At 58.5% G+C, this 22,610-nt stretch carries 17 protein-coding genes, 2 tRNA genes and 3 rRNA genes; 18 read left to right on the top strand and 4 right to left on the bottom strand.

Annotated features, from left to right (window positions below; genetic code table 11):
* Positions 1–111 precede the first annotated feature (111 nt).
* From ACLH0I_RS24985 to ACLH0I_RS24970, 4 genes are read left to right on the top strand one after another with little or no spacing between them, the layout of a single operon-like run.
* Entirely contained in the window at positions 112–990 is an 879-nt protein-coding gene (locus ACLH0I_RS24985; protein WP_411385644.1) for a hemin ABC transporter substrate-binding protein, read from the top strand.
* Positions 991–1,040: 50 nt separating this feature from the next.
* A complete protein-coding gene (locus ACLH0I_RS24980) occupies positions 1,041–2,024 on the top strand; it encodes a FecCD family ABC transporter permease (protein ID WP_411387555.1) in 984 nt (327 codons plus the stop codon).
* A complete protein-coding gene (locus tag ACLH0I_RS24975; RefSeq protein WP_411385643.1) occupies positions 2,024–2,791 on the top strand; it encodes a heme ABC transporter ATP-binding protein in 768 nt (255 codons plus the stop codon). Before ACLH0I_RS24980 ends, ACLH0I_RS24975 begins: the two co-directional genes overlap by 1 nt.
* A 16-nt stretch (positions 2,792–2,807) precedes the next feature.
* Positions 2,808–3,662: a ChaN family lipoprotein gene (locus tag ACLH0I_RS24970; protein ID WP_250964578.1), complete on the top strand. Its 855-nt coding sequence runs from the start codon at positions 2,808–2,810 to the stop codon at positions 3,660–3,662.
* A gap of 222 nt (positions 3,663–3,884) precedes the next feature.
* Here the strand turns inward: ACLH0I_RS24970 and ACLH0I_RS24965 are convergent, their stop codons facing one another.
* The 3 genes from ACLH0I_RS24965 to ACLH0I_RS24955 form a co-directional block, all read right to left on the bottom strand.
* On the bottom strand, positions 3,885–4,157 hold the full coding sequence (locus ACLH0I_RS24965; protein WP_003205623.1) for a TfoX/Sxy family protein: 273 nt from the start codon (positions 4,155–4,157) through the stop codon (positions 3,885–3,887).
* A gap of 222 nt (positions 4,158–4,379) precedes the next feature.
* On the bottom strand, positions 4,380–4,721 hold the full coding sequence (locus ACLH0I_RS24960) for a pentapeptide repeat-containing protein (RefSeq protein WP_250964577.1): 342 nt from the start codon (positions 4,719–4,721) through the stop codon (positions 4,380–4,382).
* A 91-nt stretch (positions 4,722–4,812) separates the two neighbouring features.
* Entirely contained in the window at positions 4,813–6,369 is a 1,557-nt protein-coding gene (locus ACLH0I_RS24955; protein WP_411385642.1) for an AAA family ATPase, read from the bottom strand.
* Between the two features lie 118 nt (positions 6,370–6,487).
* On the opposite strand from ACLH0I_RS24955, the gene mrcB reads away from it, so the two are divergent.
* Genes mrcB through ACLH0I_RS24940 form a run of 3 tightly spaced genes read left to right on the top strand, consistent with a single transcriptional unit; the run spans position 6,488 to position 9,871 of the window.
* The gene (mrcB, locus tag ACLH0I_RS24950) at positions 6,488–8,806 is read left to right on the top strand and encodes a penicillin-binding protein 1B (RefSeq protein ID WP_186709141.1); all 2,319 of its coding nucleotides are present in this window, start codon (positions 6,488–6,490) and stop codon (positions 8,804–8,806) included.
* A 16-nt stretch (positions 8,807–8,822) separates the two neighbouring features.
* Complete coding sequence (locus tag ACLH0I_RS24945) at positions 8,823–9,542, top strand: hypothetical protein (protein ID WP_250964574.1); 720 nt, start codon at positions 8,823–8,825, stop codon at positions 9,540–9,542.
* Positions 9,542–9,871, top strand: coding sequence for a YqcC family protein (locus ACLH0I_RS24940; RefSeq protein WP_186709145.1), 330 nt, complete (start codon positions 9,542–9,544; stop codon positions 9,869–9,871). The genes ACLH0I_RS24945 and ACLH0I_RS24940 overlap by 1 nt, the downstream gene beginning before the upstream one ends.
* 6 nt (positions 9,872–9,877) lie before the next feature.
* On the opposite strand, the gene ACLH0I_RS24935 is transcribed toward ACLH0I_RS24940, so the two are convergent.
* A complete protein-coding gene (locus tag ACLH0I_RS24935; protein ID WP_411385641.1) occupies positions 9,878–10,300 on the bottom strand; it encodes a DUF4124 domain-containing protein in 423 nt (140 codons plus the stop codon).
* A gap of 400 nt (positions 10,301–10,700) precedes the next feature.
* Here ACLH0I_RS24935 and ACLH0I_RS24930 point away from each other — a divergent pair, with 400 nt between their 5' ends.
* The 11 genes from ACLH0I_RS24930 to rrf all read left to right on the top strand — a co-directional run bounded on the left by ACLH0I_RS24930 (position 10,701) and on the right by rrf (position 22,465).
* Positions 10,701–12,425, top strand: a complete 1,725-nt coding sequence (locus ACLH0I_RS24930) for an acetolactate synthase 3 large subunit (RefSeq protein WP_186709149.1) — start codon at positions 10,701–10,703, stop codon at positions 12,423–12,425.
* Positions 12,426–12,427: 2 nt separating this feature from the next.
* Positions 12,428–12,919 (top strand): acetolactate synthase small subunit, encoded by a 492-nt coding sequence (gene ilvN, locus ACLH0I_RS24925; RefSeq protein ID WP_003176102.1) that lies wholly within the window; start codon positions 12,428–12,430, stop codon positions 12,917–12,919.
* 45 nt (positions 12,920–12,964) lie between these two features.
* Entirely contained in the window at positions 12,965–13,981 is a 1,017-nt protein-coding gene (ilvC, locus tag ACLH0I_RS24920) for a ketol-acid reductoisomerase (protein WP_003185459.1), read from the top strand.
* Between the two features lie 146 nt (positions 13,982–14,127).
* Positions 14,128–14,973 (top strand): CDP-diacylglycerol--serine O-phosphatidyltransferase, encoded by an 846-nt coding sequence (pssA, locus tag ACLH0I_RS24915; RefSeq protein ID WP_053125264.1) that lies wholly within the window; start codon positions 14,128–14,130, stop codon positions 14,971–14,973.
* Between the two features lie 75 nt (positions 14,974–15,048).
* Positions 15,049–16,062, top strand: a complete 1,014-nt coding sequence (gene msrP, locus ACLH0I_RS24910; RefSeq protein ID WP_411385640.1) for a protein-methionine-sulfoxide reductase catalytic subunit MsrP — start codon at positions 15,049–15,051, stop codon at positions 16,060–16,062.
* On the top strand, positions 16,062–16,682 hold the full coding sequence (gene msrQ / locus ACLH0I_RS24905) for a protein-methionine-sulfoxide reductase heme-binding subunit MsrQ (RefSeq protein ID WP_411385639.1): 621 nt from the start codon (positions 16,062–16,064) through the stop codon (positions 16,680–16,682). Before msrP ends, msrQ begins: the two co-directional genes overlap by 1 nt.
* A 553-nt stretch (positions 16,683–17,235) precedes the next feature.
* Positions 17,236–18,772 (top strand): 16S ribosomal RNA (locus ACLH0I_RS24900).
* Positions 18,773–18,895: 123 nt separating this feature from the next.
* Positions 18,896–18,972: transfer RNA gene (locus ACLH0I_RS24895), tRNA-Ile, on the top strand.
* A gap of 10 nt (positions 18,973–18,982) precedes the next feature.
* Positions 18,983–19,058: transfer RNA gene (locus ACLH0I_RS24890), tRNA-Ala, on the top strand.
* A gap of 242 nt (positions 19,059–19,300) precedes the next feature.
* A 23S ribosomal RNA gene (locus ACLH0I_RS24885) occupies positions 19,301–22,192 on the top strand.
* Between the two features lie 157 nt (positions 22,193–22,349).
* Positions 22,350–22,465, top strand: a 5S ribosomal RNA gene (gene rrf / locus ACLH0I_RS24880).
* Together the 16S, 23S and 5S rRNA genes with 2 tRNA genes alongside form the textbook arrangement of a ribosomal RNA operon.
* The last annotated feature ends 145 nt before the right edge of the window (positions 22,466–22,610 follow it).

The following is a 22,610-nucleotide window of genomic DNA, read 5'->3' as shown; positions in this document are numbered from 1 at the left end:
ATGCTTGACGGTCAAATGAAAACAATTATCAAATGGCGCCTCCTTCGCAGGTGGCTGAGGATACTTGGCCCTACCCGGTCCTGTGAAAAACTTCTTCGAGGAAGCTGCCCGATGCGCCTGAACATCCGCGTTGTTGCGCTCTGTGTCGCACTGTTGGTCAACCAGGGGATCAGCGCCGCTGAGTCGCCGCAGCGTTGGGTCAGCGCTGGCGGCGCCCTTTCGGAGTGGGTCAGTGCCCTGGGTGGCGAATCGAAACTGGTGGGCGTGGACACCACCAGCCAGCATCCTGAGTCGTTGCGGGCCCTGCCCAGCATTGGCTATCAGCGACAATTGTCCGCCGAGGGTGTATTGAGCCTGCGCCCGCAGATCCTGGTGGGCACCGAAGAAATGGGACCTCCACCGGTGCTGGCGCAAATCCGCAGCGCCGGCGTGCAGGTCGAACTGTTCTCGGCCACCCCTGACCTGCCGACGTTGCAAGGCAATTTGCGCCACTTGGGCCAGTTGCTGGGGGCCGAGGCCGCGGCGGCCCAGGTGTTTGATCGTTACCAGGAACAGCTCACCCAGCAACACGCCCGTATAGTCGAGGCCCAGCGCAAGCAAAAGGCACCCGGGGTATTGCTGTTGGTGGGCAGTTCCGGTGGCAAGCCACTGGTCGCTGGCAAGGGCACTTCCGCCGACTGGCTGTTGCAGCAGGCCGGCGGTCACAACCTCGCGACCCACAATGGCTACAAGTCTTTTTCCGTGGAAAGCCTGGCTGGCCTGAATCCTGAAGTGTTGGTCTTTGCCGACCGTGCCCTGAGCGGTGAAGAGGCGCGAGCGGCGTTGTTCAGGGAAAACCCGATTCTGTCCTCGACCCGGGCCGCCAGGGAAGGGCGCGTCATGGAGCTCGACCCGACGCTGTTGGTGGGCGGGTTGGGTCCGCGTCTGCCACAAAGCCTGGTGAAACTGACGGCCGGCTTCTATCCGGCTGAGTCGGCCACGGCGCCATGACCGCGTTGGTCAAGCCACGCACTTTATTCACCGGCCTGGGCCTGCTGTGTCTGCTGGCGACCTGGTTGTCCCTGGCCCTGGGGCCGGTGAGCCTGCCGCTGCTGGACACTTTGCGCGCCGCCTTGCGCTTGTCGGGTTTGCCTGTGGCCGCCGATGGCCTCGAGCAGGCCGAACTGATCCTCGGCCAGATCCGTTTGCCACGCACGCTGCTCGGCTTGGCGGTGGGCGGGGTGTTGGCGTTGTCCGGCGTGGCGATGCAGGGTCTGTTCCGTAATCCACTGGCGGACCCGGGGCTGGTGGGGGTGTCCAGCGGCGCGGCGCTCGGGGCCGCATTCGCGATTGTCGCTGGCTCGACGCTGGGCGGGTTGCCCGAAGCCTTTGGTCCCTACGTGTTGTCGTTGTGTGCGTTCCTCGGCGGGCTCGGCGTGACGGCGCTGGTCTATCGTCTCGGTCGACGCAATGGCCAGACCCATGTCGCGACCATGCTCTTGGCCGGCATTGCCTTGACCGCGTTGTCCGGTTCCGCCGTCGGCCTGTTCACTTACCTGGCGGATGACGCGACCCTGCGCACCTTGACGTTCTGGAACCTGGGCAGTCTCAACGGCGCCAGCTACACGAGGTTGTGGCCGCTGTTGCTGGTCAGCGCCGGCGTCGCGCTCTGGTTGCCACGCCGGGCCCGGCAACTCAATGCGCTGTTGCTGGGCGAGTCCGAGGCCGCCCACCTGGGTGTCAACGTCGAAGCCCTCAAGCGTGAGCTGGTGTTTTGTACGGCGCTGGGGGTTGGCGCGGCGGTGGCGGCGGCGGGCATGATCGGCTTTGTCGGGCTGGTGGTGCCGCATCTGGTGCGCCTGGTGGCCGGCCCTGATCACCGGGTCTTGTTGCCCGCTTCGGTGCTGGCGGGCGCGAGCCTGTTGTTGCTGGCCGACCTGGTGGCACGCCTGGCGCTGGCCCCGGCGGAATTGCCGATCGGCATCGTCACGGCGTTCATCGGCGCGCCGTTCTTTCTCTATCTATTGGTGCGAGGGCGCGCCTGATGCTGCAAGCGCAGAACCTGCACATTCAACGTGGCCGGAAAACCGTGCTGGCGGGCGTCGACCTGCTGCTCAACCCCGGCGAAGTGCTGGGGGTGCTCGGGCCTAACGGTGCGGGTAAAAGCACCTTGCTGGCGGGCCTGTGTGGCGAATTGCGCCCAAGCCAGGGGCAGGTATGGCTCGATGACCGGCCGCTGGCTCACTGGCAGGGTGCCGAGCGCGCCCGCCGCGTGGCGGTCTTGCCGCAATCGTCGACCCTGGATTTTGCTTTCCGTGTCGAGGAGGTCGTCGGCATGGGGCGCCTGCCGCACCAGAGCGGTCGGCTGCGGGACGAGCAAATTGTCGCCGCGGCGCTGCAAGCGGCAGACGCCGCGCATCTCCACGGCCGCAGTTACCTGGCGTTGTCCGGTGGGGAGCGCCAGCGGGTGCATCTGGCGCGGGTGCTGGCCCAGTTGTGGCCCGGTGAAGCGGGGCAAACCCTGTTGCTGGACGAGCCGACTTCGATGCTCGATCCGTTGCACCAGCACACCATCCTCCAGGCGGTGCGGGAGTTCGCCAGTCGCGGCGCTGCTGTGTTGGTAATCCTGCATGACCTGAACCTGGCGGCGCGTTACTGTGATCGCCTGTTGCTGCTCGCGTCCGGTCGACCGGTGGCCCTGGACACGCCCCGGCAGGTGCTGCGCCCGGAACCGCTCAAGGCGGTGTTCGGCCTGGACGTGCTGGTGCAAGACCATCCGGAGCGCGGGCATCCGTTGATCATTGCCCGCTGAGGGCGCCCTGGAGGATATGGACGTGCGCTTGTTCCTGATCCTGGCATTAAGTGTACTGACGGCCTGCCAGAGCATTGCACCGCCCCCGCTTGGCGGACGGATTCGTGACTTGCACAACGGTCAGGCCGTGACGCCCCAAGTGTTGGTCGAACGCCTGGCAAGGGCGCCACGGGTAGTGGTGGGTGAGCGACACGACAATCCTGATCACCACGTGCTGCAGCGATGGCTACTCCAATCCTTGGCCGGACAGCGGGCCCAAGGCAGCCTGTTGCTGGAAATGCTCACCCCCGCGCAACAGCCACGGGTTGATTCCGTTCGCCAGTTGCCCGCCTTGCCCAAGGATTTGCCCGGCGCGCTGGCCTGGTCCCCCGGCTGGGATTGGAATCTCTATGGGCCCATCGTCGAGTTTGCCCTGGCGCAACGTTATCCATTGTTGGCCGCCAATCTGGACGCCACTGAGATCCAGCGCTTCTATCGGCAAGCGCCCGGCTTGGCGGGCGCTCGCTCCAATGCCGTCACGGTGAAGGACGCGTTGTTGGAACAGATTCGTGAATCCCACTGCGGTTTGCTGCCAGAGTCGCAAATGCCGCCAATGCTGGCCGTACAGCAACAGCGTGACCGGCGCATGGCCGAACGTTTGCTGCAAGCGCCGACACCGGCATTGTTGTTCGCTGGCGCCTGGCATGGGCGAAAAGATGTCGGTATGCCGCTGCATACGCTGGATCTTGGCGCCAGCGAGGCACCGGTCGTCCTGATGCTGGCTGAGGAGGGCAGTGACGTAACGTCGGCCATGGCCGATTACGTGTGGTACACCCCGGCCATGCCGCCACAGGATTATTGTGTGCAGATGCGTGAACACATCCGTCAATGAAATTGCAGGCAAAAAAAGACCCGGCAAGAGCCGGGTCAAATAACCGTGATTAGCCTGATGAGGAGATATCTGAGAGTCCGAACCAAGGGCTGTTCAAATATCGACCAGTCTCGCGACCGGATGTGCTAATCATAGCGATTCTCATTACCATGTCAAACATTGTTTTACGATTCGTCGAAATAACCTCGTGGCCAGGGTTCGCACAGGGAACGAAAAGGGGTGTCAGGCTTTGTGACGCGTCGAAATAGCGTCCAGCTGTTTATTCAAGGCTTCCTTGCGTTCAGCGGGGATGTCATTCCAATGCACATCCATCAACGCACCCTCGATGGCGTAGAGCAACACCTTGGACGCCCGGAAACCGCGAGTGCGCACGGCGCGATAGGCATCCACGGCCCCGAGCCGGCGTAGATCAGAAGCGCTGTGGATACCCACGGCGTGCAGCCACTGGGCCGATGTCTTGCCCAGATTCTTCAGGTGTTGCAGTTCATCATTCATCGAGCCTCCTTGCGACGGCCGACTGGTGCGGTGGGCAAGCTTCTGAGCAGTGTAGCGGTCAGTAGGAAAAACGTGATTCTTTGGTGGGATTCGACGCAAAAGCTTCTAATGCATTACGCACGATGAGGTGGGAATAGACTGCATTCTCCAGCGCAAGCGAGGGCGCTGGAGATGTGTTCGGTCGTGGCAGGGCCGCGGGTTGACCGGCCTCGTTAGAGATTATCAGCGGGTGCGGTAGCGCAATCGGGTGCCGAAATTCATCGACATCAGGATTTCGTCCGCAGACAGCTCGGGCGGGAAGTAGGCCCCGGATATCTGCGCATGGGCCAGGCTCGCGCCTTCCAATGATGATTTGCGGAAATCGATGCCGCGTAAATCGGTGGCACGGAAATACGCATCGGTGAAATCGACGTCGTCCGCATTCAGTTCCCGCAGATCGAGGCCGCGAAAATCGCCGCCGCGCATGTCGACCGTGCCTTGAGGGCGCTCCTTGTTGAAGCCTGAAATGTCATCTTTGCGCAGCAGAGCATAAAGCGGGCTGTTGAGAATCTTGGGATGGCTCATTTCATATCACCTGTTGGTTTTATGACGCCAGTATAGTGCCACTATTTATTGGCCGTGAAGCCGGGCATCGCCTCACGGCCAAAATAGTGATTTACAGGCCTGGCAAACGCTGGCGGATTTGCGCGACGACAATGTCGAGCGTACCGCTTTCATTGGTTTGGACCCGTTTGCTGCAGAGAATTTCCGCCGGGGTCAGGGCTTCGCGGCTGGACTGTTGTGCGGCAATGACCGCCAGGTTCGCATCGGAGGGGTCTTGCTGGTCGGCCTGGCGCTGCGCCAGTCGGCTTTCGATGACCGCTTGCGGCGCGTCGCAGTCGAGAATCAGGAACGGAGCGCCGGTGGCCTCGGCGACTTTTGCCGCGGCATCGCGCTGATCGTGCTTGAGATAGGTGGCATCGATCACCACCGGGAAACCGGCGCGCAGGATCGTCGCGGCGACTTCATGCAGGTGGGCGTAGGTGGCGCTGCTGGCGTCGCTGCCATAAATGCCGGCCTGCGGATCGTTGGGGACCTGTTGTTGGCCGAACAGGCGCTTGCGCTCCACGTCCGAACGCAGGCGAATGGCCCCCAGTGCTTCGACCAGGCGCATCGCGACATGGCTTTTGCCAACGGCCGAAACACCGTGGGTGATGGCCAGGAAGGGCGAAGGAATGGTGCTGTAGCTTTCGGCCAGGTTGGCGTAGTTGCGGTATTGGCGCAGGGTGGTTGCGCGCTGCACCGGATCGGCTTCGGCCGGCATGCTGAACAGTGCGACTTTGGCCCGGACGAGGGCGCGGTAGGCTTTATAGAAGTTCAGCAGCTCCAAGCCCTGGTAGTCGCCGGTCAGTTCCAGGTATTGGCTGACGAAACGCCGCGCCAACGATTTGAGGCCGCGATCTTCCAGGTCCATCGCCAGGAAGCCGGTGTCGGCGTAGACGTCGGTGAAGCGGAACGGTTCGTTGAATTCGATGCAGTCGAAAATCACCACCTTGCCGTCGATCACGGTGGCGTTGCCCAGGTGGATATCACCGTGGCATTCGCGGATGAAACCGTCGGCCTTGCGCTGGGTGAGCAGCGGCTTGAGGCGTTCGAAACTGCTTTCGGCCCAGGCTTGCAGTGCTTCAAGTTGCAGCAGGTCGGCCTTGTCGTTGAGGAACGGACGGATCTGTTCGAAGTTCTGCAGCACCGGCGCCATCACGCTTTGCGGCGTGCCGGCGACGTTTTCGGCGGGCACCTTGGGCGTGGAGAGGTGGAACTGGGCGATCTGGGCGGCCATCTCGTCGATGTGCGCGGTGGTCAGTTCGCCGTTGGCTTGCAGTGTGCTGAGCAATTGGCTCTGGGGGAATTGACGCATTTTCAGGGCGTATTCGATGGCCGGGCCGTCGCCGCCGAGCTGTGGCGCTTCGGCGCTGCCGGAAATCGGCAGGACTTCCAGGTACAGGTCCCGGGTCAGGCGCTGGTTCAGGCGCAACTCTTCGCTGCAGAAATGCTGGCGCGCTTGGAGGTTGGTGAAATCGAGGAAGCCGAAGTTGACCGGCTTTTTGAATTTGTAGGCGTAAGGCCCGGTGAGCAATACCCAGGAAATGTGGGTTTCGATGACCTGGAACGCTTCGACGGGATGCGGGTAGAGGGCCGGGTTTTGCAAGGCGGCGATCAGGGATTGGCTCACGGGCGGTCCTTCATAGGCTGGAAAATTCAAGGCCGTCATTATGGCCGCTAGCCGCGCTAACGCAAACCGCGTGGGGGGCTCATGTTGAACCGCAGCAAAGTGCGTATAATCCGCCGCCATGACTCGTACCCGATCCCCCCGTACCCCCAAGAAACCACCCGCCAGCCGCCTGCGGCCCTGGCTGGGCTGGGCCCTTAAACTCAGCCTGGTGGGCCTCGTCGTGCTCGCCGGTTTTGCGGTCTATCTCGATGCCGTGGTCCAGGAGAAGTTCTCCGGCAAGCGCTGGACCATTCCGGCCAAGGTCTATGCCCGGCCGTTGGAGCTGTTCGTCGGACAAAAGTTGAGCAAGGCCGACTTCCTGACCGAACTCGATGCCTTGGGTTATCGCCGTGAAAGCGTGGCCAATGGTCCGGGTGCGGCCTCGGTCAATGGCAATACCATCGACCTCAACACCCGTGGTTTCCAGTTCTATGAAGGCATGGAACAGGCGCAACCGGTTCGGGTGCGTTTTTCCGGCGACTACGTGGCTGCGCTGACCGGCGCCAACAACGCGAGCCTGTCGGTGGTGCGCCTTGAGCCGCTGCTCATTGGTGGCCTGTACCCCAAGAATCTCGAAGACCGGATCCTGATCAAGATCGACCAGGTCCCACCGTTCCTGCTCGATACGCTGATCGCCGTCGAAGACCGCGACTTCTACCATCACTTCGGCGTCTCGCCCAAATCGATTGCCCGGGCTATTTGGGTCAACACTTCCTCGGGCCATATGCGCCAGGGCGGCAGTACCCTGACCCAACAGTTGGTCAAGAACTTCTACCTGACCAACGAGCGCAGCCTGACCCGCAAGCTCACCGAAGCCATGATGGCGTTGTTGCTGGAGTTGCACTACGACAAGCAGGAGATCCTGGAGGCCTACCTCAACGAGGTCTTCGTCGGCCAGGACGGTCAACGGGCGGTGCACGGTTTCGGCCTTGCCAGCCAGTTCTTCTTCAGCCAGCCGCTGTCCGAACTCAAGTTGCATCAAGTGGCGCTGCTGGTGGGCATGGTCAAGGGGCCGTCTTCCTACAACCCGCGTCGGAATCCGGAGCGTGCCCTCGAGCGGCGCAACCTGGTGCTCGACTTGCTGCAACAACAAGGTGTGGCGACAGCCGAGCAAGTCGAAGCGGCGAAAAAGATGCCGTTGGGCGTGACCAAGCGTGGCAGCCTGGCGGACAGTTCGTTCCCAGGGTTCATGGACCTGGTCAAGCGGCAACTGCGGGAAGACTACCGCGACGAAGACTTGACCGAAGAAGGCCTGCGCATCTTCACCAGTTTCGACCCGATCCTGCAGATGAAGGCCGAAGCCTCGGTCGAGGACACCTTCAAGCGATTGGCGGGGCGCAAGGGCTCCGACGAAGTCGAAGCGGCCATGGTCGTGACCAACCCGGAAACCGGTGAGGTCCAAGCGATGATCGGCAGTCGCCAGGCCAGCTTTGCGGGATTCAACCGGGCATTGGACGCGGTGCGCCCGATCGGCTCGTTGATCAAGCCAGCGGTTTACCTCACCGCCTTGGAAAAGCCCAGCCAGTACACGCTGACGAGCTGGCTGTCCGACGAGTCATTCTCGATCAAGGGCGCGGACGGCCAGGTCTGGACGCCGCAAAACTATGATCGTCGCCCCCACGGCACGGTGTTCCTTTACCAAGGGCTGGCCCATTCCTACAACCTGTCGACGGCTCGCCTTGGGCTGGAAGTCGGCGTGCCGAACGTACTCAAGACCCTGGCGCGCCTGGGGGTAAGCCGCGAATTCCCGGCCTTCCCGTCGATGCTGCTGGGGGCTGGTGGGCTGACGCCAATAGAAGTGGCGGCGATGTACCAGACGTTGGCCAACGGCGGTTTCAATACACCGATGCGCGGGATTCGCAGCGTGCTGACCGCCGATGGCGAGCCGCTCAAGCGTTATCCGTTCCAGATCCAGCAACGTTTCGATCCGGCATCCATTTACCTGATCCAGAGCGCGATGCAGCGGGTCATGCGTGAAGGCACCGGCAGTTCGGTCTATAACGTGCTGCCCCGGACCCTGACCCTGGCGGGTAAGACCGGCACCAGTAACGACTCGCGTGACAGCTGGTTCGCCGGTTTCAGCCAGGACCTGCTGGCGGTGGTCTGGCTCGGGCGTGATGACAACGGCAAGACCCCGTTCACCGGCGCCACCGGCGCGCTGCAGGTCTGGACCAGTTTCATGCGCAAGGCCGACCCGTTGCCGCTAGACATGCCGCAACCGGACAATATCGTCCAGGCCTGGGTTGATTCGCGTACTGGCCAAGGTTCCGACGCCAATTGCCCGGGCGCAGTACAGATGCCGTATATTCGCGGCAGCGAACCGCCACCCGGTGCAGCCTGTGGCGGCACGAATCCCGCCGAATCGGTGATGGATTGGGTCAAGGACTGGATGAATTAAGCAAAGAGGGTTTCAAGTGAACAAGTGGTTGATTCCAGCGGTAACGGCCGTGGCTTTGCTCAGTGGTTGCTCTACCGTACAACGCGGTTCGATTCCGGTCGTTGACTCCGGCACCGCGGTGTCCAACAGCGAGCGGATCTCGGCCAATGGTGGTTTCCGTCAGACGACGGTGAAACGACCCGTGCAGGGCCAGGCCCAGGCGATTCCGCAAGGCGACACCGGTGTGGTGGTGATGGTGCCCGGTGGCGGCGCGACGACCTCGGCGCCGATCAGCAGCACGCCGATCACGCCGGGCCCGATCACGCCAGGCCCTATCGAAACCTCGCCGATCAATCAGGGCAGCTACAGCATGCCCTCGACGCCGAGCAGCATCCCGTCGGCCAGTGCCGGTGGCTTGTCCGCCGATGAGCAGCTGGACGGCCCGGTGCTGGCCCTGCTGACCACGGCACAACAGCAACAGGCTGGCGGCGACCTCAACGGCGCCTCCTCCAGCCTGGAGCGTGCCCAGCGTGTGGCGCCACGTGAGCCCCAAGTGCTTTATCGCCTGGCCCAGGTGCGTATGGCCCAGGGCGATGCGCCGCAAGCCGAGCAATTGGCCCGCCGTGGCCTGACCTTCGCCAGCGGTCGCCCGGCACTTCAGGCGAGCCTGTGGGAATTGATCGCCCAGGCTCGTGAGAAACAAGGCGATTCGGCTGGCGCGGCGTTGGCCCGTCAGAAGGCCAAGGTTTCGCTCTGATGGATACGCGTTTTCCCCAAATCGCCGATCAGTTGCTGCTGATCGAGCGGGAGCTGCGGGTCCAGGGCTGGTGGAGCGATGTCTCACCTTCGGCGCAAGCGCTGGCCAGTGTCGAGCCGTTCGCGGTCGATACCCTGGATTTCGAGCAGTGGCTGCAATGGATTTTCCTGCCCAGGATGAAAGCCATCCTGGAAAACGACCTGCCGCTGCCCAACGCCTCGGGCATCCTTGCCATGGCCGAGATGGTCTATGCCCAGCGGCCAGGGCAGGGTGCCCAGTTGCAGCGGCTGCTGGCGCAGTTCGATCAGTTGATCAGCGACGTCGGCTGATCGCCATTATTGGCAGTGTTCCTCGATCTGCTGGCGGGTCTCATCGATCCGCTGGCGTCGCTCTTCATCCGTGAGGCGGCGCATTTCCCCCTCCACGTCTTCCCGCACCCTGGGGTTGTTCTGCAATTGCGCCAGGTTGGTCCGGGCCTGTTCGCAGAAGGCCTTGAGCTGGGCTTCCTGCTCGGCAACCTCTTTTTTGACCTGTTGGTCGATGGCCTTTTGATCGCCAACGACCCCGCCTGAAGCGGGGGGCGGTGGTTTGGGCGCTGGCGTTGCGGACTTGCCCACGGTCGTCGCTTCCACGCCTTGGGGCGGCTGGGCGCCAAAGTGGGTCACGCCTTGGGCGTCCACCCATTTATAGATCTGGCCGGCCATGCTTATCGGGCTCAGGCCCACCAGCAGGCTGGCCGTCAATAACATCATTCGCATGCTGTTTCCTTGTCTTGGATTGCGCAATTGAAGCTAACACAGTTGCCGTTTAAGGGTTTTTTCTTGCGTTCTCATGCGCTTACTTCGAATAAAGCACATAGACGACTTGACTTGAAGGAGGCGAAACAGAAGAATCCAAAGTCCGCTGTAGAGGGACTGCCAGAAGCAGACCCACTCGGCAGATCATGAGGCGCATATCCGCGCCGACCTGTTACACCCGCAACGCGTTACCTCGCGCTGGGTGGGAAAGGCCCGCAACACTTGGGACGATCCCAATACTTGCTCAGTCAGTGCTGACGTAGTCGGCGACCACCGTCGCTCATGCTCTGCCGAGAAGTAAACCTATTAAGACCCGTCCCCTTTTGTGGGTCGGTATTCTGGCGTTTTAGAGGTGAACAACGTGGAGCTTTTATCTGGCGGTGAGATGCTCGTCCGCTTTTTGCGTGACGAAGGCGTCAAATATATCTACGGGTACCCCGGTGGTGCTCTTCTTCATGTCTACGATGCCCTGTTCAAAGAACCGGAAGTGACCCACATCCTGGTTCGTCACGAGCAGGCGGCCACCCATATGGCTGATGGTTATGCCCGTGCTACCGGCAAGGCCGGCGTGGTCCTGGTGACTTCCGGTCCTGGCGCCACGAACGCCATCACCGGTATCGCCACCGCGTACATGGACTCCATCCCGATGGTGATCATCTCCGGCCAGGTGCCCAGCACCATGGTGGGCACCGATGCATTCCAGGAAACCGACATGATCGGTATCTCCCGGCCGATCGTGAAGCACAGCTTCATGATCAAGCACGCGTCGGAAATCCCGGAAGTCATGAAGAAGGCCTTCTACCTGGCCGAATCCGGTCGTCCGGGTCCGGTCGTGGTCGACGTTCCCAAAGACATGACCAACCCGGCCGAGAAGTTCGAATACATCTTCCCGAAAAAAGCCAAGCTGCGTTCCTACAGCCCGGCGGTCCGTGGTCATTCCGGGCAAATCCGCAAGGCCGCCGAAATGCTGCTGGCGGCCAAGCGCCCGGTGTTGTACTCCGGTGGTGGCGTGATCCTCGGCGGTGGCTCCGCGCCGCTGACCGAGCTGGCGAAAATGCTCAACCTGCCGGTCACCAATACGCTGATGGGCCTGGGTGCGTTCCCGGGTTCGGACCGTCAGTTCATTGGTATGCTCGGCATGCACGGCAGCTACACCGCCAACCTGGCGATGCACCACGCCGATGTCATCCTCGCGGTCGGCGCGCGTTTCGACGACCGTGTGATCAACGGCGCGGCGAAATTCTGCCCGAACGCCAAGATCATCCACATCGACATCGACCCGGCGTCCATCTCCAAGACCATCAAGGCAGACGTGCCGATTGTCGGTCCTGTAGAGAGCGTGCTGACCGAAATGGTCGCCATTCTCAAGGAAATCGGCGAGGTTCCGAACAAGGAGTCCGTGGCCAGTTGGTGGAAGCAAGTCGATGAATGGCGTGGCGATCGCGGCCTGTTCCCTTATGACAAGGGCGACGGCAGCGTAATCAAGCCGCAGACCGTGATCGAAACCCTGTGCGAAGTGACCAAGGGCGATGCCTTTGTGACCTCCGACGTGGGCCAGCACCAGATGTTCGCCGCGCAATACTACAAGTTCGACAAACCCAACCGCTGGATCAACTCCGGCGGCCTGGGCACCATGGGCTTCGGTTTTCCGGCGGCCATGGGCATCAAGTTGAGCTTTCCGCAAGCCGATGTCGCCTGCGTCACGGGCGAGGGCAGCATCCAGATGAACATCCAGGAACTGTCCACCTGCCTGCAATACGGTTTGCCGGTGAAGATCGTGATCCTGAACAACGGTGTGTTGGGGATGGTTCGCCAGTGGCAGGACATGAGCTATGGCAGCCGTCACTCGCACTCCTACATGGAATCGCTGCCTGATTTCGTCAAGCTGGCGGAGGCTTACGGTCACGTTGGCGTGCGCATCACCGAATCGAAGGATTTGAAGTCGAAGATGGAGGAAGCGTTCGCCATGAAGGATCGCCTGGTGGTGATCGATATTGCGGTCGATACCAGCGAGCACGTCTACCCGATGCAGATCAAAGACGGCTCCATGCGCGATATGTGGCTGAGCAAGACGGAGCGTACCTAATCATGCGACACATTATTTCCTTGCTTCTGGAAAACGAACCGGGTGCGCTGTCTCGTGTGGTGGGCCTGTTCTCGCAGCGCAACTACAACATCGAAAGCCTGACCGTGGCGCCGACCGAAGACCCGACCCTGTCGCGTCTGACGCTGACCACCGTGGGGCACGATGAAGTCATCGAGCAGATCACCAAGAACCTGAACAAGCTGATCGAGGTGGTCAAGCTGGTGGACCTGTCGGAAAGCGCTCACATCGAGCGTGAACTGATGCTGGTCAAGGTCAAGGCCACCGGCGCCCAGCGCGCCGAGATCAAGCGTACTACCGATATTTATCGTGGGCAGATCGTCGATGTCAGCGCCAGCGTCTATACCGTTCAGTTGACCGGTACCAGCGACAAGCTCGACAGCTTCATCCAATCGATCGGCACTGCCTCGATTCTGGAAACCGTACGCAGTGGCGTCACCGGGATTGCCCGTGGCGACAAAGTACTGAGCATCTAAACCAAATTAGCGAATGGCCTGAATGGCCAGATATAGGGGAAATTCATGAAAGTTTTCTACGATAAAGATTGCGACCTGTCGATCATCCAGGGCAAGAAAGTCGCCATCATTGGTTACGGTTCCCAAGGCCACGCCCAGGCGTGCAACCTGAAAGATTCCGGCGTTGACGTAACTGTCGGCCTGCGTAAAGGCTCGGCCACCGTTGCCAAGGCCGAGGCCCACGGCCTGAAAGTGACCGACGTGGCTTCTGCCGTTGCCGCTGCCGACCTGGTCATGATCCTGACCCCGGACGAGTTCCAATCGGCGCTGTACAAGAACGAAATCGAACCGAACATCAAGAAAGGCGCCACCCTGGCCTTCTCCCACGGCTTCGCGATCCACTACAACCAAGTCGTGCCACGTGCCGACCTCGACGTGATCATGATCGCGCCGAAGGCCCCGGGTCACACCGTGCGTTCCGAGTTCGTGAAGGGCGGCGGTATCCCTGACCTGATCGCGATCTACCAGGATGCGTCCGGCAACGCCAAGAACGTGGCCCTGTCCTACGCCGCTGGCGTGGGTGGCGGTCGTACCGGCATCATCGAAACCACCTTCAAGGACGAGACCGAAACCGACCTGTTCGGCGAGCAAGCCGTTCTGTGTGGCGGTACCGTCGAGCTGGTCAAGGCCGGTTTCGAAACCCTGGTTGAAGCCGGCTACGCGCCAGAAATGGCCTACTTCGAATGCCTGCACGAGCTGAAGCTGATCGTTGACCTCATGTACGAAGGCGGTATCGCCAACATGAACTACTCGATCTCCAACAACGCCGAATACGGCGAGTACGTGACCGGTCCGGAAGTGATCAACGCCGAGTCCCGCCAGGCCATGCGCAACGCCCTGAAACGTATCCAGGACGGCGAATACGCCAAGATGTTCATCAGCGAAGGCGCCACCGGCTATCCTTCGATGACCGCCAAGCGTCGCAACAACGCCGCCCACGGTATCGAAATCATCGGCGAGCAACTGCGTTCGATGATGCCGTGGATCGGTGCCAACAAGATCGTCGACAAAGCCAAGAACTAAGTCGCGAGCTTGATCGAAAAAACGCGGCCTTGGCCGCGTTTTTTCGTTTGGGCGATGGCTTCTGGTATAAAGCTGCATCGTTTGCGGCCGAACCGTCGTCCCAGACATCTGTCGAATTTTTTCACACCGTTGCAAGGTAATTGTCCATGAGCGAACGTCCCGACGAGCCAAACCAGGCTCCTGACGCCGAAAGCCTGTTGCCCATCGATGAGCACATCGAAGAAGGCCATGACGCTGAAGGCCGAAAGGTCCGGCATCGTGGCATCTATCTACTGCCGAATCTGTTCACCACCGCGAACCTGTTCGCCGGTTTCTATTCCATCATCAGCTCCATGAGCGCCCAGGCCGCCTTGAGCGCTGGCGATAGCGCAGGGGCGAGCCGTTACTTCGCCTTCGCCGCCATTGCGATCTTCGTCGCCATGGTGCTCGATGGCCTGGACGGGCGCGTCGCCCGAATGACCAATACCCAAAGCGCGTTCGGCGCCGAATATGATTCGCTGTCCGACATGGTCGCGTTTGGCGTGGCTCCCGCCTTGCTGGCGTTCGGCTGGGCGCTGGGAGACATGGGCAAGGTCGGCTGGATGGTCGCCTTCATCTATGTGGCGGGTGCGGCGTTGCGCCTGGCGCGTTTCAATACCCAGGTCGGCAAGGCTGACAAGCGTTACTTCATCGGCCTGGCCAGTCCGGCTGCGGCGGGTGTCGTGGCGGGTGTGGTCTGGGCATTCAGCGACTATGGCATCCAGGGTTCAAAAATGTCGTTCCTGGTGGCGCTGCTGGTTGCCGCGGCGGGGATGCTGATGGTCAGCAACATCAAGTACAACAGCTTCAAGGAGCTGGATCTGAAGGGGCGTGTGCCGTTCGTTGCGATTCTAGCGGTGGTGCTGGTATTCGCCGTGGTGTTCAGTGATCCGCCGCGTATCCTGCTGCTGGTATTCCTCGCCTATGCGGCTTCCGGCCCGGTGCAGTACTTGTTGCGTCTTCGCCGACGCTAAACGTTGCCTTAATGTAATTTCCCCCATACTCCGCAGTCTATTGGTGCACCTGCCCTCCAATACTGCGGAGTTGTCATGCTGATCAAGATCCCCAAGTCGTCCGACAGCCGTGAATCGGACGTCACGCCCGAATCCTTCTATCTATCTCGTCGCCAGATGCTCGGTGCAACCATGGCGGGTCTCGCCGTGAGCGGCTTGCCGCAATGGGCCAGCGCTGCCGATGCGGCGCGTTATGCCGATGTCGAGCCGGGCAAGGCACCGTCCTGGTTTGCCGAGAAACTGCCTTCGGTCCAATGGGAGGCGGTCACGGTCAAGAATGAGGCGATCACGCCGTTCAAGGACGCGACCCATTACAACAATTTCTATGAGTTCGGCACCGACAAAGGGGACCCGGCAGCCAATGCAGGCTCCTTGAAGACCGAGCCCTGGAGCGTGGTGGTGGACGGGGAGGTGGGTAAGCCGGGGCGCTATGGGTTGGAAGACTTCATGAAGCCTTATCAACTGGAAGAGCGGATTTATCGGCTGCGCTGTGTCGAGGCCTGGTCCATGGTCATTCCGTGGATCGGCTTTCCCATCTCCGCATTGCTCAAGCAAGTCGAGCCGACCTCAACGGCCAAGTACATCCGCTTCGAAACCCTGCAGGACCCCAAGGTCATGCCGGGGCAGCGTTCCGGTTTCGCCTTGATCGACTGGCCGTACGTGGAGGGCCTGCGTTTGGACGAGGCGATGAACCCGTTGGCGATCCTCGCGGTGGGGATGTACGGGCGGGAGTTGCCGAACCAGAACGGCGCGCCGCTGCGGTTGGTGGTTCCTTGGAAGTATGGGTTCAAAAGTGTGAAGTCCATCGTGCGCATCAGTCTGGTGAGCGAGCAGCCGAAGACCACGTGGCAAAGCATTGCGTCTGACGAATACGGTTTCTATGCCAACGTCAATCCAACAGTCGATCACCCGCGTTGGACCCAGGCGCGTGAACGCCGTCTGCCGAGCGGGCTGTTCAGCCCCAATGTGCGCGACACGCTGATGTTCAACGGCTATCAGGATGAAGTCGCTTCCTTATATGCAGGGATGGACCTGAGGAAGGACTACTGATGCGTTTTCCAGTCTGGCGAATCAGCGTCTTCATCGCGGCGGCGGTCTGGCCGTTGTTCTGGCTTTACGAGGCCTTGATGAATTCGTTGGGTCCTGACCCGGGCAAAGTGCTGGTGGATCGGCTCGGGTTGGGGACGCTGATCCTGTTGTTGATCACCTTGAGCATGACACCGCTGCAGAAATTGACGGGGTGGGCGGGGTGGATTGCAGTCAGGCGTCAGTTGGGATTGTGGTGCTTTGCTTATGTGGTGCTGCATTTAAGCGGGTATGCGGCGTTCATATTGGGGTTCGACTGGTCGCAGTTGGGCGTCGAGTTGAGTAAGCGGCCTTATATTATTGTGGGGGCGCTTGGGTTTCTCGGGCTATTGGCATTGGCGGTTACATCCAATCGCTACAGTCAGCGACGATTGGGGGGGCGCTGGAAGAAACTGCATCGTCTGGTGTACCTGATTCTGGGGCTGGGGTTGCTGCATATGCTGTGGATCGTGCGGGCGGACCTGAAAGAATGGGCGATCTACGCCTTTATAGGTGCCGCACTATTAGTGCTAAGAGTGCCGTCGGTTATGCGCCGGATCCCGCGTTTGCTGGGTAGGAAAGTATCTTCTGCAACAAAAGCGTAATTAGAGGTTGACGGCAGATTCTGGAAGTCTATAATTCGCCCCACTTCCGGCGCAGTCGAAACGGAAAACTCCTTGAGATTCAATGAGTTAAGTAGGTTTCGAAGGTGTTGGGCTTCAGTTCATCGAGGCCCGGAAGGAGCAGATAGAGCGGTGATGTTTGGCTCTATCGGCGGTTCGATCTTCTCGGTCGAAAGCGGTGAAAAAGAGGTGTTGACAGCAGCGAGTAACGCTGTAGAATTCGCCTCCCGCTAACGAGAGATCGGAAGCGCAAGTGGTTGAAGTTGTTGATGTTTCCGAAGCGAAACTTTGAAAACTTCTTAAAATAACCGCTTGACAGATACACGGGGCGCTGTAGAATGCGCGCCTCGGTTGAGACGAAAGACTCAGCCAACCGCTCTTTAACAACTGAATCAAGCAATTCGTGTGGGTGCTTGTGGAGTCAGACTGCTAGTCAACAGATTATCAGCATCACAAGTTACTCCGCGAGAAATCAAAGATGTAACCAACGATTGCTGAGCCAAGTTTAGGGTTTTCTCAAAACCCAAAGATGTTTGAACTGAAGAGTTTGATCATGGCTCAGATTGAACGCTGGCGGCAGGCCTAACACATGCAAGTCGAGCGGTAGAGAGGTGCTTGCACCTCTTGAGAGCGGCGGACGGGTGAGTAATGCCTAGGAATCTGCCTGGTAGTGGGGGATAACGCTCGGAAACGGACGCTAATACCGCATACGTCCTACGGGAGAAAGCAGGGGACCTTCGGGCCTTGCGCTATCAGATGAGCCTAGGTCGGATTAGCTAGTTGGTGGGGTAATGGCTCACCAAGGCGACGATCCGTAACTGGTCTGAGAGGATGATCAGTCACACTGGAACTGAGACACGGTCCAGACTCCTACGGGAGGCAGCAGTGGGGAATATTGGACAATGGGCGAAAGCCTGATCCAGCCATGCCGCGTGTGTGAAGAAGGTCTTCGGATTGTAAAGCACTTTAAGTTGGGAGGAAGGGCATTAACCTAATACGTTAGTGTTTTGACGTTACCGACAGAATAAGCACCGGCTAACTCTGTGCCAGCAGCCGCGGTAATACAGAGGGTGCAAGCGTTAATCGGAATTACTGGGCGTAAAGCGCGCGTAGGTGGTTCGTTAAGTTGGATGTGAAAGCCCCGGGCTCAACCTGGGAACTGCATTCAAAACTGTCGAGCTAGAGTATGGTAGAGGGTGGTGGAATTTCCTGTGTAGCGGTGAAATGCGTAGATATAGGAAGGAACACCAGTGGCGAAGGCGACCACCTGGACTGATACTGACACTGAGGTGCGAAAGCGTGGGGAGCAAACAGGATTAGATACCCTGGTAGTCCACGCCGTAAACGATGTCAACTAGCCGTTGGGAGCCTTGAGCTCTTAGTGGCGCAGCTAACGCATTAAGTTGACCGCCTGGGGAGTACGGCCGCAAGGTTAAAACTCAAATGAATTGACGGGGGCCCGCACAAGCGGTGGAGCATGTGGTTTAATTCGAAGCAACGCGAAGAACCTTACCAGGCCTTGACATCCAATGAACTTTCCAGAGATGGATTGGTGCCTTCGGGAACATTGAGACAGGTGCTGCATGGCTGTCGTCAGCTCGTGTCGTGAGATGTTGGGTTAAGTCCCGTAACGAGCGCAACCCTTGTCCTTAGTTACCAGCACGTAATGGTGGGCACTCTAAGGAGACTGCCGGTGACAAACCGGAGGAAGGTGGGGATGACGTCAAGTCATCATGGCCCTTACGGCCTGGGCTACACACGTGCTACAATGGTCGGTACAGAGGGTTGCCAAGCCGCGAGGTGGAGCTAATCCCACAAAACCGATCGTAGTCCGGATCGCAGTCTGCAACTCGACTGCGTGAAGTCGGAATCGCTAGTAATCGCGAATCAGAATGTCGCGGTGAATACGTTCCCGGGCCTTGTACACACCGCCCGTCACACCATGGGAGTGGGTTGCACCAGAAGTAGCTAGTCTAACCTTCGGGAGGACGGTTACCACGGTGTGATTCATGACTGGGGTGAAGTCGTAACAAGGTAGCCGTAGGGGAACCTGCGGCTGGATCACCTCCTTAATCGACGACCGCAGCTGCTCCATGAGCTCCCACACGAATTGCTTGATTCATTGAAGAAGACGATAGAAGCAGCTTTAAGCTCCAAGCTGATAGCTCACAGCTAACAGTTACAAGCTCGAAATTGGGTCTGTAGCTCAGTTGGTTAGAGCGCACCCCTGATAAGGGTGAGGTCGGCAGTTCGAATCTGCCCAGACCCACCAATTTTGTTATGGGGCCATAGCTCAGCTGGGAGAGCGCCTGCCTTGCACGCAGGAGGTCAGCGGTTCGATCCCGCTTGGCTCCACCATAAACTGCTTCTGAAAGCTTAGAAATGAGCATTCCATCAAGGTGATGGTGAATGTTGATTTCTAGTCTTTTGATTAGATCGTTCTTTAAAAATTTGGGTATGTGATAGAAAGATAGACTGAACGTTACTTTCACTGGTAACGGATCAGGCTAAGGTAAAATTTGTGAGTTCTCTTAGTTGAGAAGTTCGAATTTTCGGCGAATGTCGTCTTCACAGTATAACCAGATTGCTTGGGGTTATATGGTCAAGTGAAGAAGCGCATACGGTGGATGCCTTGGCAGTCAGAGGCGATGAAAGACGTGGTAGCCTGCGAAAAGCTTCGGGGAGTCGGCAAACAGACTTTGATCCGGAGATGTCTGAATGGGGGAACCCAGCCATCATAAGATGGTTATCTTGTACTGAATACATAGGTGCAAGAGGCGAACCAGGGGAACTGAAACATCTAAGTACCCTGAGGAAAAGAAATCAACCGAGATTCCCTTAGTAGTGGCGAGCGAACGGGGACTAGCCCTTAAGCTTCTTTGATTTTAGCGGAACGCTCTGGAAAGTGCGGCCATAGTGGGTGATAGCCCTGTACGCGAAAGGATCTTAGAAGTGAAATCGAGTAGGACGGAGCACGAGAAACTTTGTCTGAATATGGGGGGACCATCCTCCAAGGCTAAATACTACTGACTGACCGATAGTGAACTAGTACCGTGAGGGAAAGGCGAAAAGAACCCCGGAGAGGGGAGTGAAATAGATCCTGAAACCGTATGCGTACAAGCAGTGGGAGCCCACTTTGTTGGGTGACTGCGTACCTTTTGTATAATGGGTCAGCGACTTATTTTCAGTGGCGAGCTTAACCGAATAGGGGAGGCGTAGCGAAAGCGAGTCTTAATAGGGCGTCTAGTCGCTGGGAATAGACCCGAAACCGGGCGATCTATCCATGGGCAGGTTGAAGGTTGGGTAACACTAACTGGAGGACCGAACCGACTACCGTTGAAAAGTTAGCGGATGACCTGTGGATCGGAGTGAAAGGCTAATCAAGCTCGGAGATAGCTGGTTCTCCTCGAAAGCTATTTAGGTAGCGCCTCATGTATCACTGTAGGGGGTAGAGCACTGTTTCGGCTAGGGGGTCATCCCGACTTACCAAACCGATGCAAACTCCGAATACCTACAAGTGCCGAGCATGGGAGACACACGGCGGGTGCTAACGTCCGTCGTGAAAAGGGAAACAACCCAGACCGTCAGCTAAGGTCCCAAAGTTATGGTTAAGTGGGAAACGATGTGGGAAGGCTTAGACAGCTAGGAGGTTGGCTTAGAAGCAGCCACCCTTTAAAGAAAGCGTAATAGCTCACTAGTCGAGTCGGCCTGCGCGGAAGATGTAACGGGGCTCAAACCATACACCGAAGCTACGGGTATCACGTAAGTGATGCGGTAGAGGAGCGTTCTGTAAGCCTGTGAAGGTGAGTTGAGAAGCTTGCTGGAGGTATCAGAAGTGCGAATGCTGACATGAGTAACGACAATGGGTGTGAAAAACACCCACGCCGAAAGACCAAGGTTTCCTGCGCAACGTTAATCGACGCAGGGTTAGTCGGTCCCTAAGGCGAGGCTGAAAAGCGTAGTCGATGGAAAACAGGTTAATATTCCTGTACTTCTGGTTATTGCGATGGAGGGACGGAGAAGGCTAGGCCAGCTTGGCGTTGGTTGTCCAAGTTTAAGGTGGTAGGCTGGAATCTTAGGTAAATCCGGGATTCTAAGGCCGAGAGCTGATGACGAGTTACCCTTTGGGTGACGAAGTGGTTGATGCCATGCTTCCAAGAAAAGCTTCTAAGCTTCAGGTAACCAGGAACCGTACCCCAAACCGACACAGGTGGTTGGGTAGAGAATACCAAGGCGCTTGAGAGAACTCGGGTGAAGGAACTAGGCAAAATGGCACCGTAACTTCGGGAGAAGGTGCGCCGGTGAGGGTGAAGCACTTGCTGCGTAAGCCCACGCCGGTCGAAGATACCAGGCCGCTGCGACTGTTTATTAAAAACACAGCACTCTGCAAACACGAAAGTGGACGTATAGGGTGTGACGCCTGCCCGGTGCCGGAAGGTTAATTGATGGGGTTAGCTAACGCGAAGCTCTTGATCGAAGCCCCGGTAAACGGCGGCCGTAACTATAACGGTCCTAAGGTAGCGAAATTCCTTGTCGGGTAAGTTCCGACCTGCACGAATGGCGTAACGATGGCGGCGCTGTCTCCACCCGAGACTCAGTGAAATTGAAATCGCTGTGAAGATGCAGTGTATCCGCGGCTAGACGGAAAGACCCCGTGAACCTTTACTATAGCTTTGCACTGGACTTTGAATTTGCTTGTGTAGGATAGGTGGGAGGCTTTGAAGCGTGGACGCCAGTCTGCGTGGAGCCATCCTTGAAATACCACCCTGGCAACTTTGAGGTTCTAACTCAGGTCCGTTATCCGGATCGAGGACAGTGTATGGTGGGTAGTTTGACTGGGGCGGTCTCCTCCTAAAGAGTAACGGAGGAGTACGAAGGTGCGCTCAGACCGGTCGGAAATCGGTCGTAGAGTATAAAGGCAAAAGCGCGCTTGACTGCGAGACAGACACGTCGAGCAGGTACGAAAGTAGGTCTTAGTGATCCGGTGGTTCTGTATGGAAGGGCCATCGCTCAACGGATAAAAGGTACTCCGGGGATAACAGGCTGATACCGCCCAAGAGTTCATATCGACGGCGGTGTTTGGCACCTCGATGTCGGCTCATCACATCCTGGGGCTGAAGCCGGTCCCAAGGGTATGGCTGTTCGCCATTTAAAGTGGTACGCGAGCTGGGTTTAGAACGTCGTGAGACAGTTCGGTCCCTATCTGCCGTGGACGTTTGAGATTTGAGAGGGGCTGCTCCTAGTACGAGAGGACCGGAGTGGACGAACCTCTGGTGTTCCGGTTGTCACGCCAGTGGCATTGCCGGGTAGCTATGTTCGGGAAAGATAACCGCTGAAAGCATCTAAGCGGGAAACTTGCCTCAAGATGAGATCTCACTGGGACCTTGAGTCCCCTGAAGGGCCGTCGAAGACTACGACGTTGATAGGCAGGGTGTGTAAGCGCTGTGAGGCGTTGAGCTAACCTGTACTAATTGCCCGTGAGGCTTGACCATATAACACCCAAGCAATTTGCTGACTCGAAAGAGCACCAGATTGCGGTGTGTGAAGACGAAACGAACCGAAAGTTCGAATCTCACAAAACACCGAAAGCTGTCACATACCCAATTTGCTGAAGCGAGGCCACCAGGCCACGATTCGGTACCCGAATTTCTTGACGACCATAGAGCATTGGAACCACCTGATCCCATCCCGAACTCAGCAGTGAAACGATGCATCGCCGATGGTAGTGTGGGGTTTCCCCATGTGAGAGTAGGTCATCGTCAAGATTAAATTCCGAAACCCCTATCTGCTGATGCAGGTAGGGGTTTTGTTTTGCCCGTCATAAAACGCTGCGAAAGCTCGTGATAAATTTGCACAGTTATTTTCGAGCTGGAGCACTAGAATAGCCCCACCTTAGCTGAGCCAGAGCTG

The sequence above is a fragment of the Pseudomonas sp. MPB03 genome (assembly GCF_046605385.1).
Taxonomy (GTDB): Bacteria; Pseudomonadota; Gammaproteobacteria; order Pseudomonadales; family Pseudomonadaceae; genus Aquipseudomonas; species Aquipseudomonas zanjanensis.
This window is presented reverse-complemented; position numbering and strand designations above follow the sequence as displayed.

Excerpts from the sequence above, each read along its gene's own strand:
- ACLH0I_RS24960 (WP_250964577.1), bottom strand. The coding sequence starts at position 4,721 with ATGAGCCATCCCAAGATTCTCAACAGCCCGCTTTATGCTCTGCTGCGC.
- ilvC (WP_003185459.1), top strand. The coding sequence starts at position 12,965 with ATGAAAGTTTTCTACGATAAAGATTGCGACCTGTCGATCATCCAGGGC.
- ACLH0I_RS24970 (WP_250964578.1), top strand. The coding sequence starts at position 2,808 with ATGGACGTGCGCTTGTTCCTGATCCTGGCATTAAGTGTACTGACGGCC.
- ACLH0I_RS24985 (WP_411385644.1), top strand. The coding sequence starts at position 112 with ATGCGCCTGAACATCCGCGTTGTTGCGCTCTGTGTCGCACTGTTGGTC.
- ilvN (WP_003176102.1), top strand. The coding sequence starts at position 12,428 with ATGCGACACATTATTTCCTTGCTTCTGGAAAACGAACCGGGTGCGCTG.
- ACLH0I_RS24965 (WP_003205623.1), bottom strand. The coding sequence starts at position 4,157 with ATGAATGATGAACTGCAACACCTGAAGAATCTGGGCAAGACATCGGCC.
- ACLH0I_RS24935 (WP_411385641.1), bottom strand. The coding sequence starts at position 10,300 with ATGCGAATGATGTTATTGACGGCCAGCCTGCTGGTGGGCCTGAGCCCG.
- mrcB (WP_186709141.1), top strand. The coding sequence starts at position 6,488 with ATGACTCGTACCCGATCCCCCCGTACCCCCAAGAAACCACCCGCCAGC.
- ACLH0I_RS24940 (WP_186709145.1), top strand. The coding sequence starts at position 9,542 with ATGGATACGCGTTTTCCCCAAATCGCCGATCAGTTGCTGCTGATCGAG.
- msrQ (WP_411385639.1), top strand. The coding sequence starts at position 16,062 with ATGCGTTTTCCAGTCTGGCGAATCAGCGTCTTCATCGCGGCGGCGGTC.
- ACLH0I_RS24975 (WP_411385643.1), top strand. The coding sequence starts at position 2,024 with ATGCTGCAAGCGCAGAACCTGCACATTCAACGTGGCCGGAAAACCGTG.
- msrP (WP_411385640.1), top strand. The coding sequence starts at position 15,049 with ATGCTGATCAAGATCCCCAAGTCGTCCGACAGCCGTGAATCGGACGTC.
- pssA (WP_053125264.1), top strand. The coding sequence starts at position 14,128 with ATGAGCGAACGTCCCGACGAGCCAAACCAGGCTCCTGACGCCGAAAGC.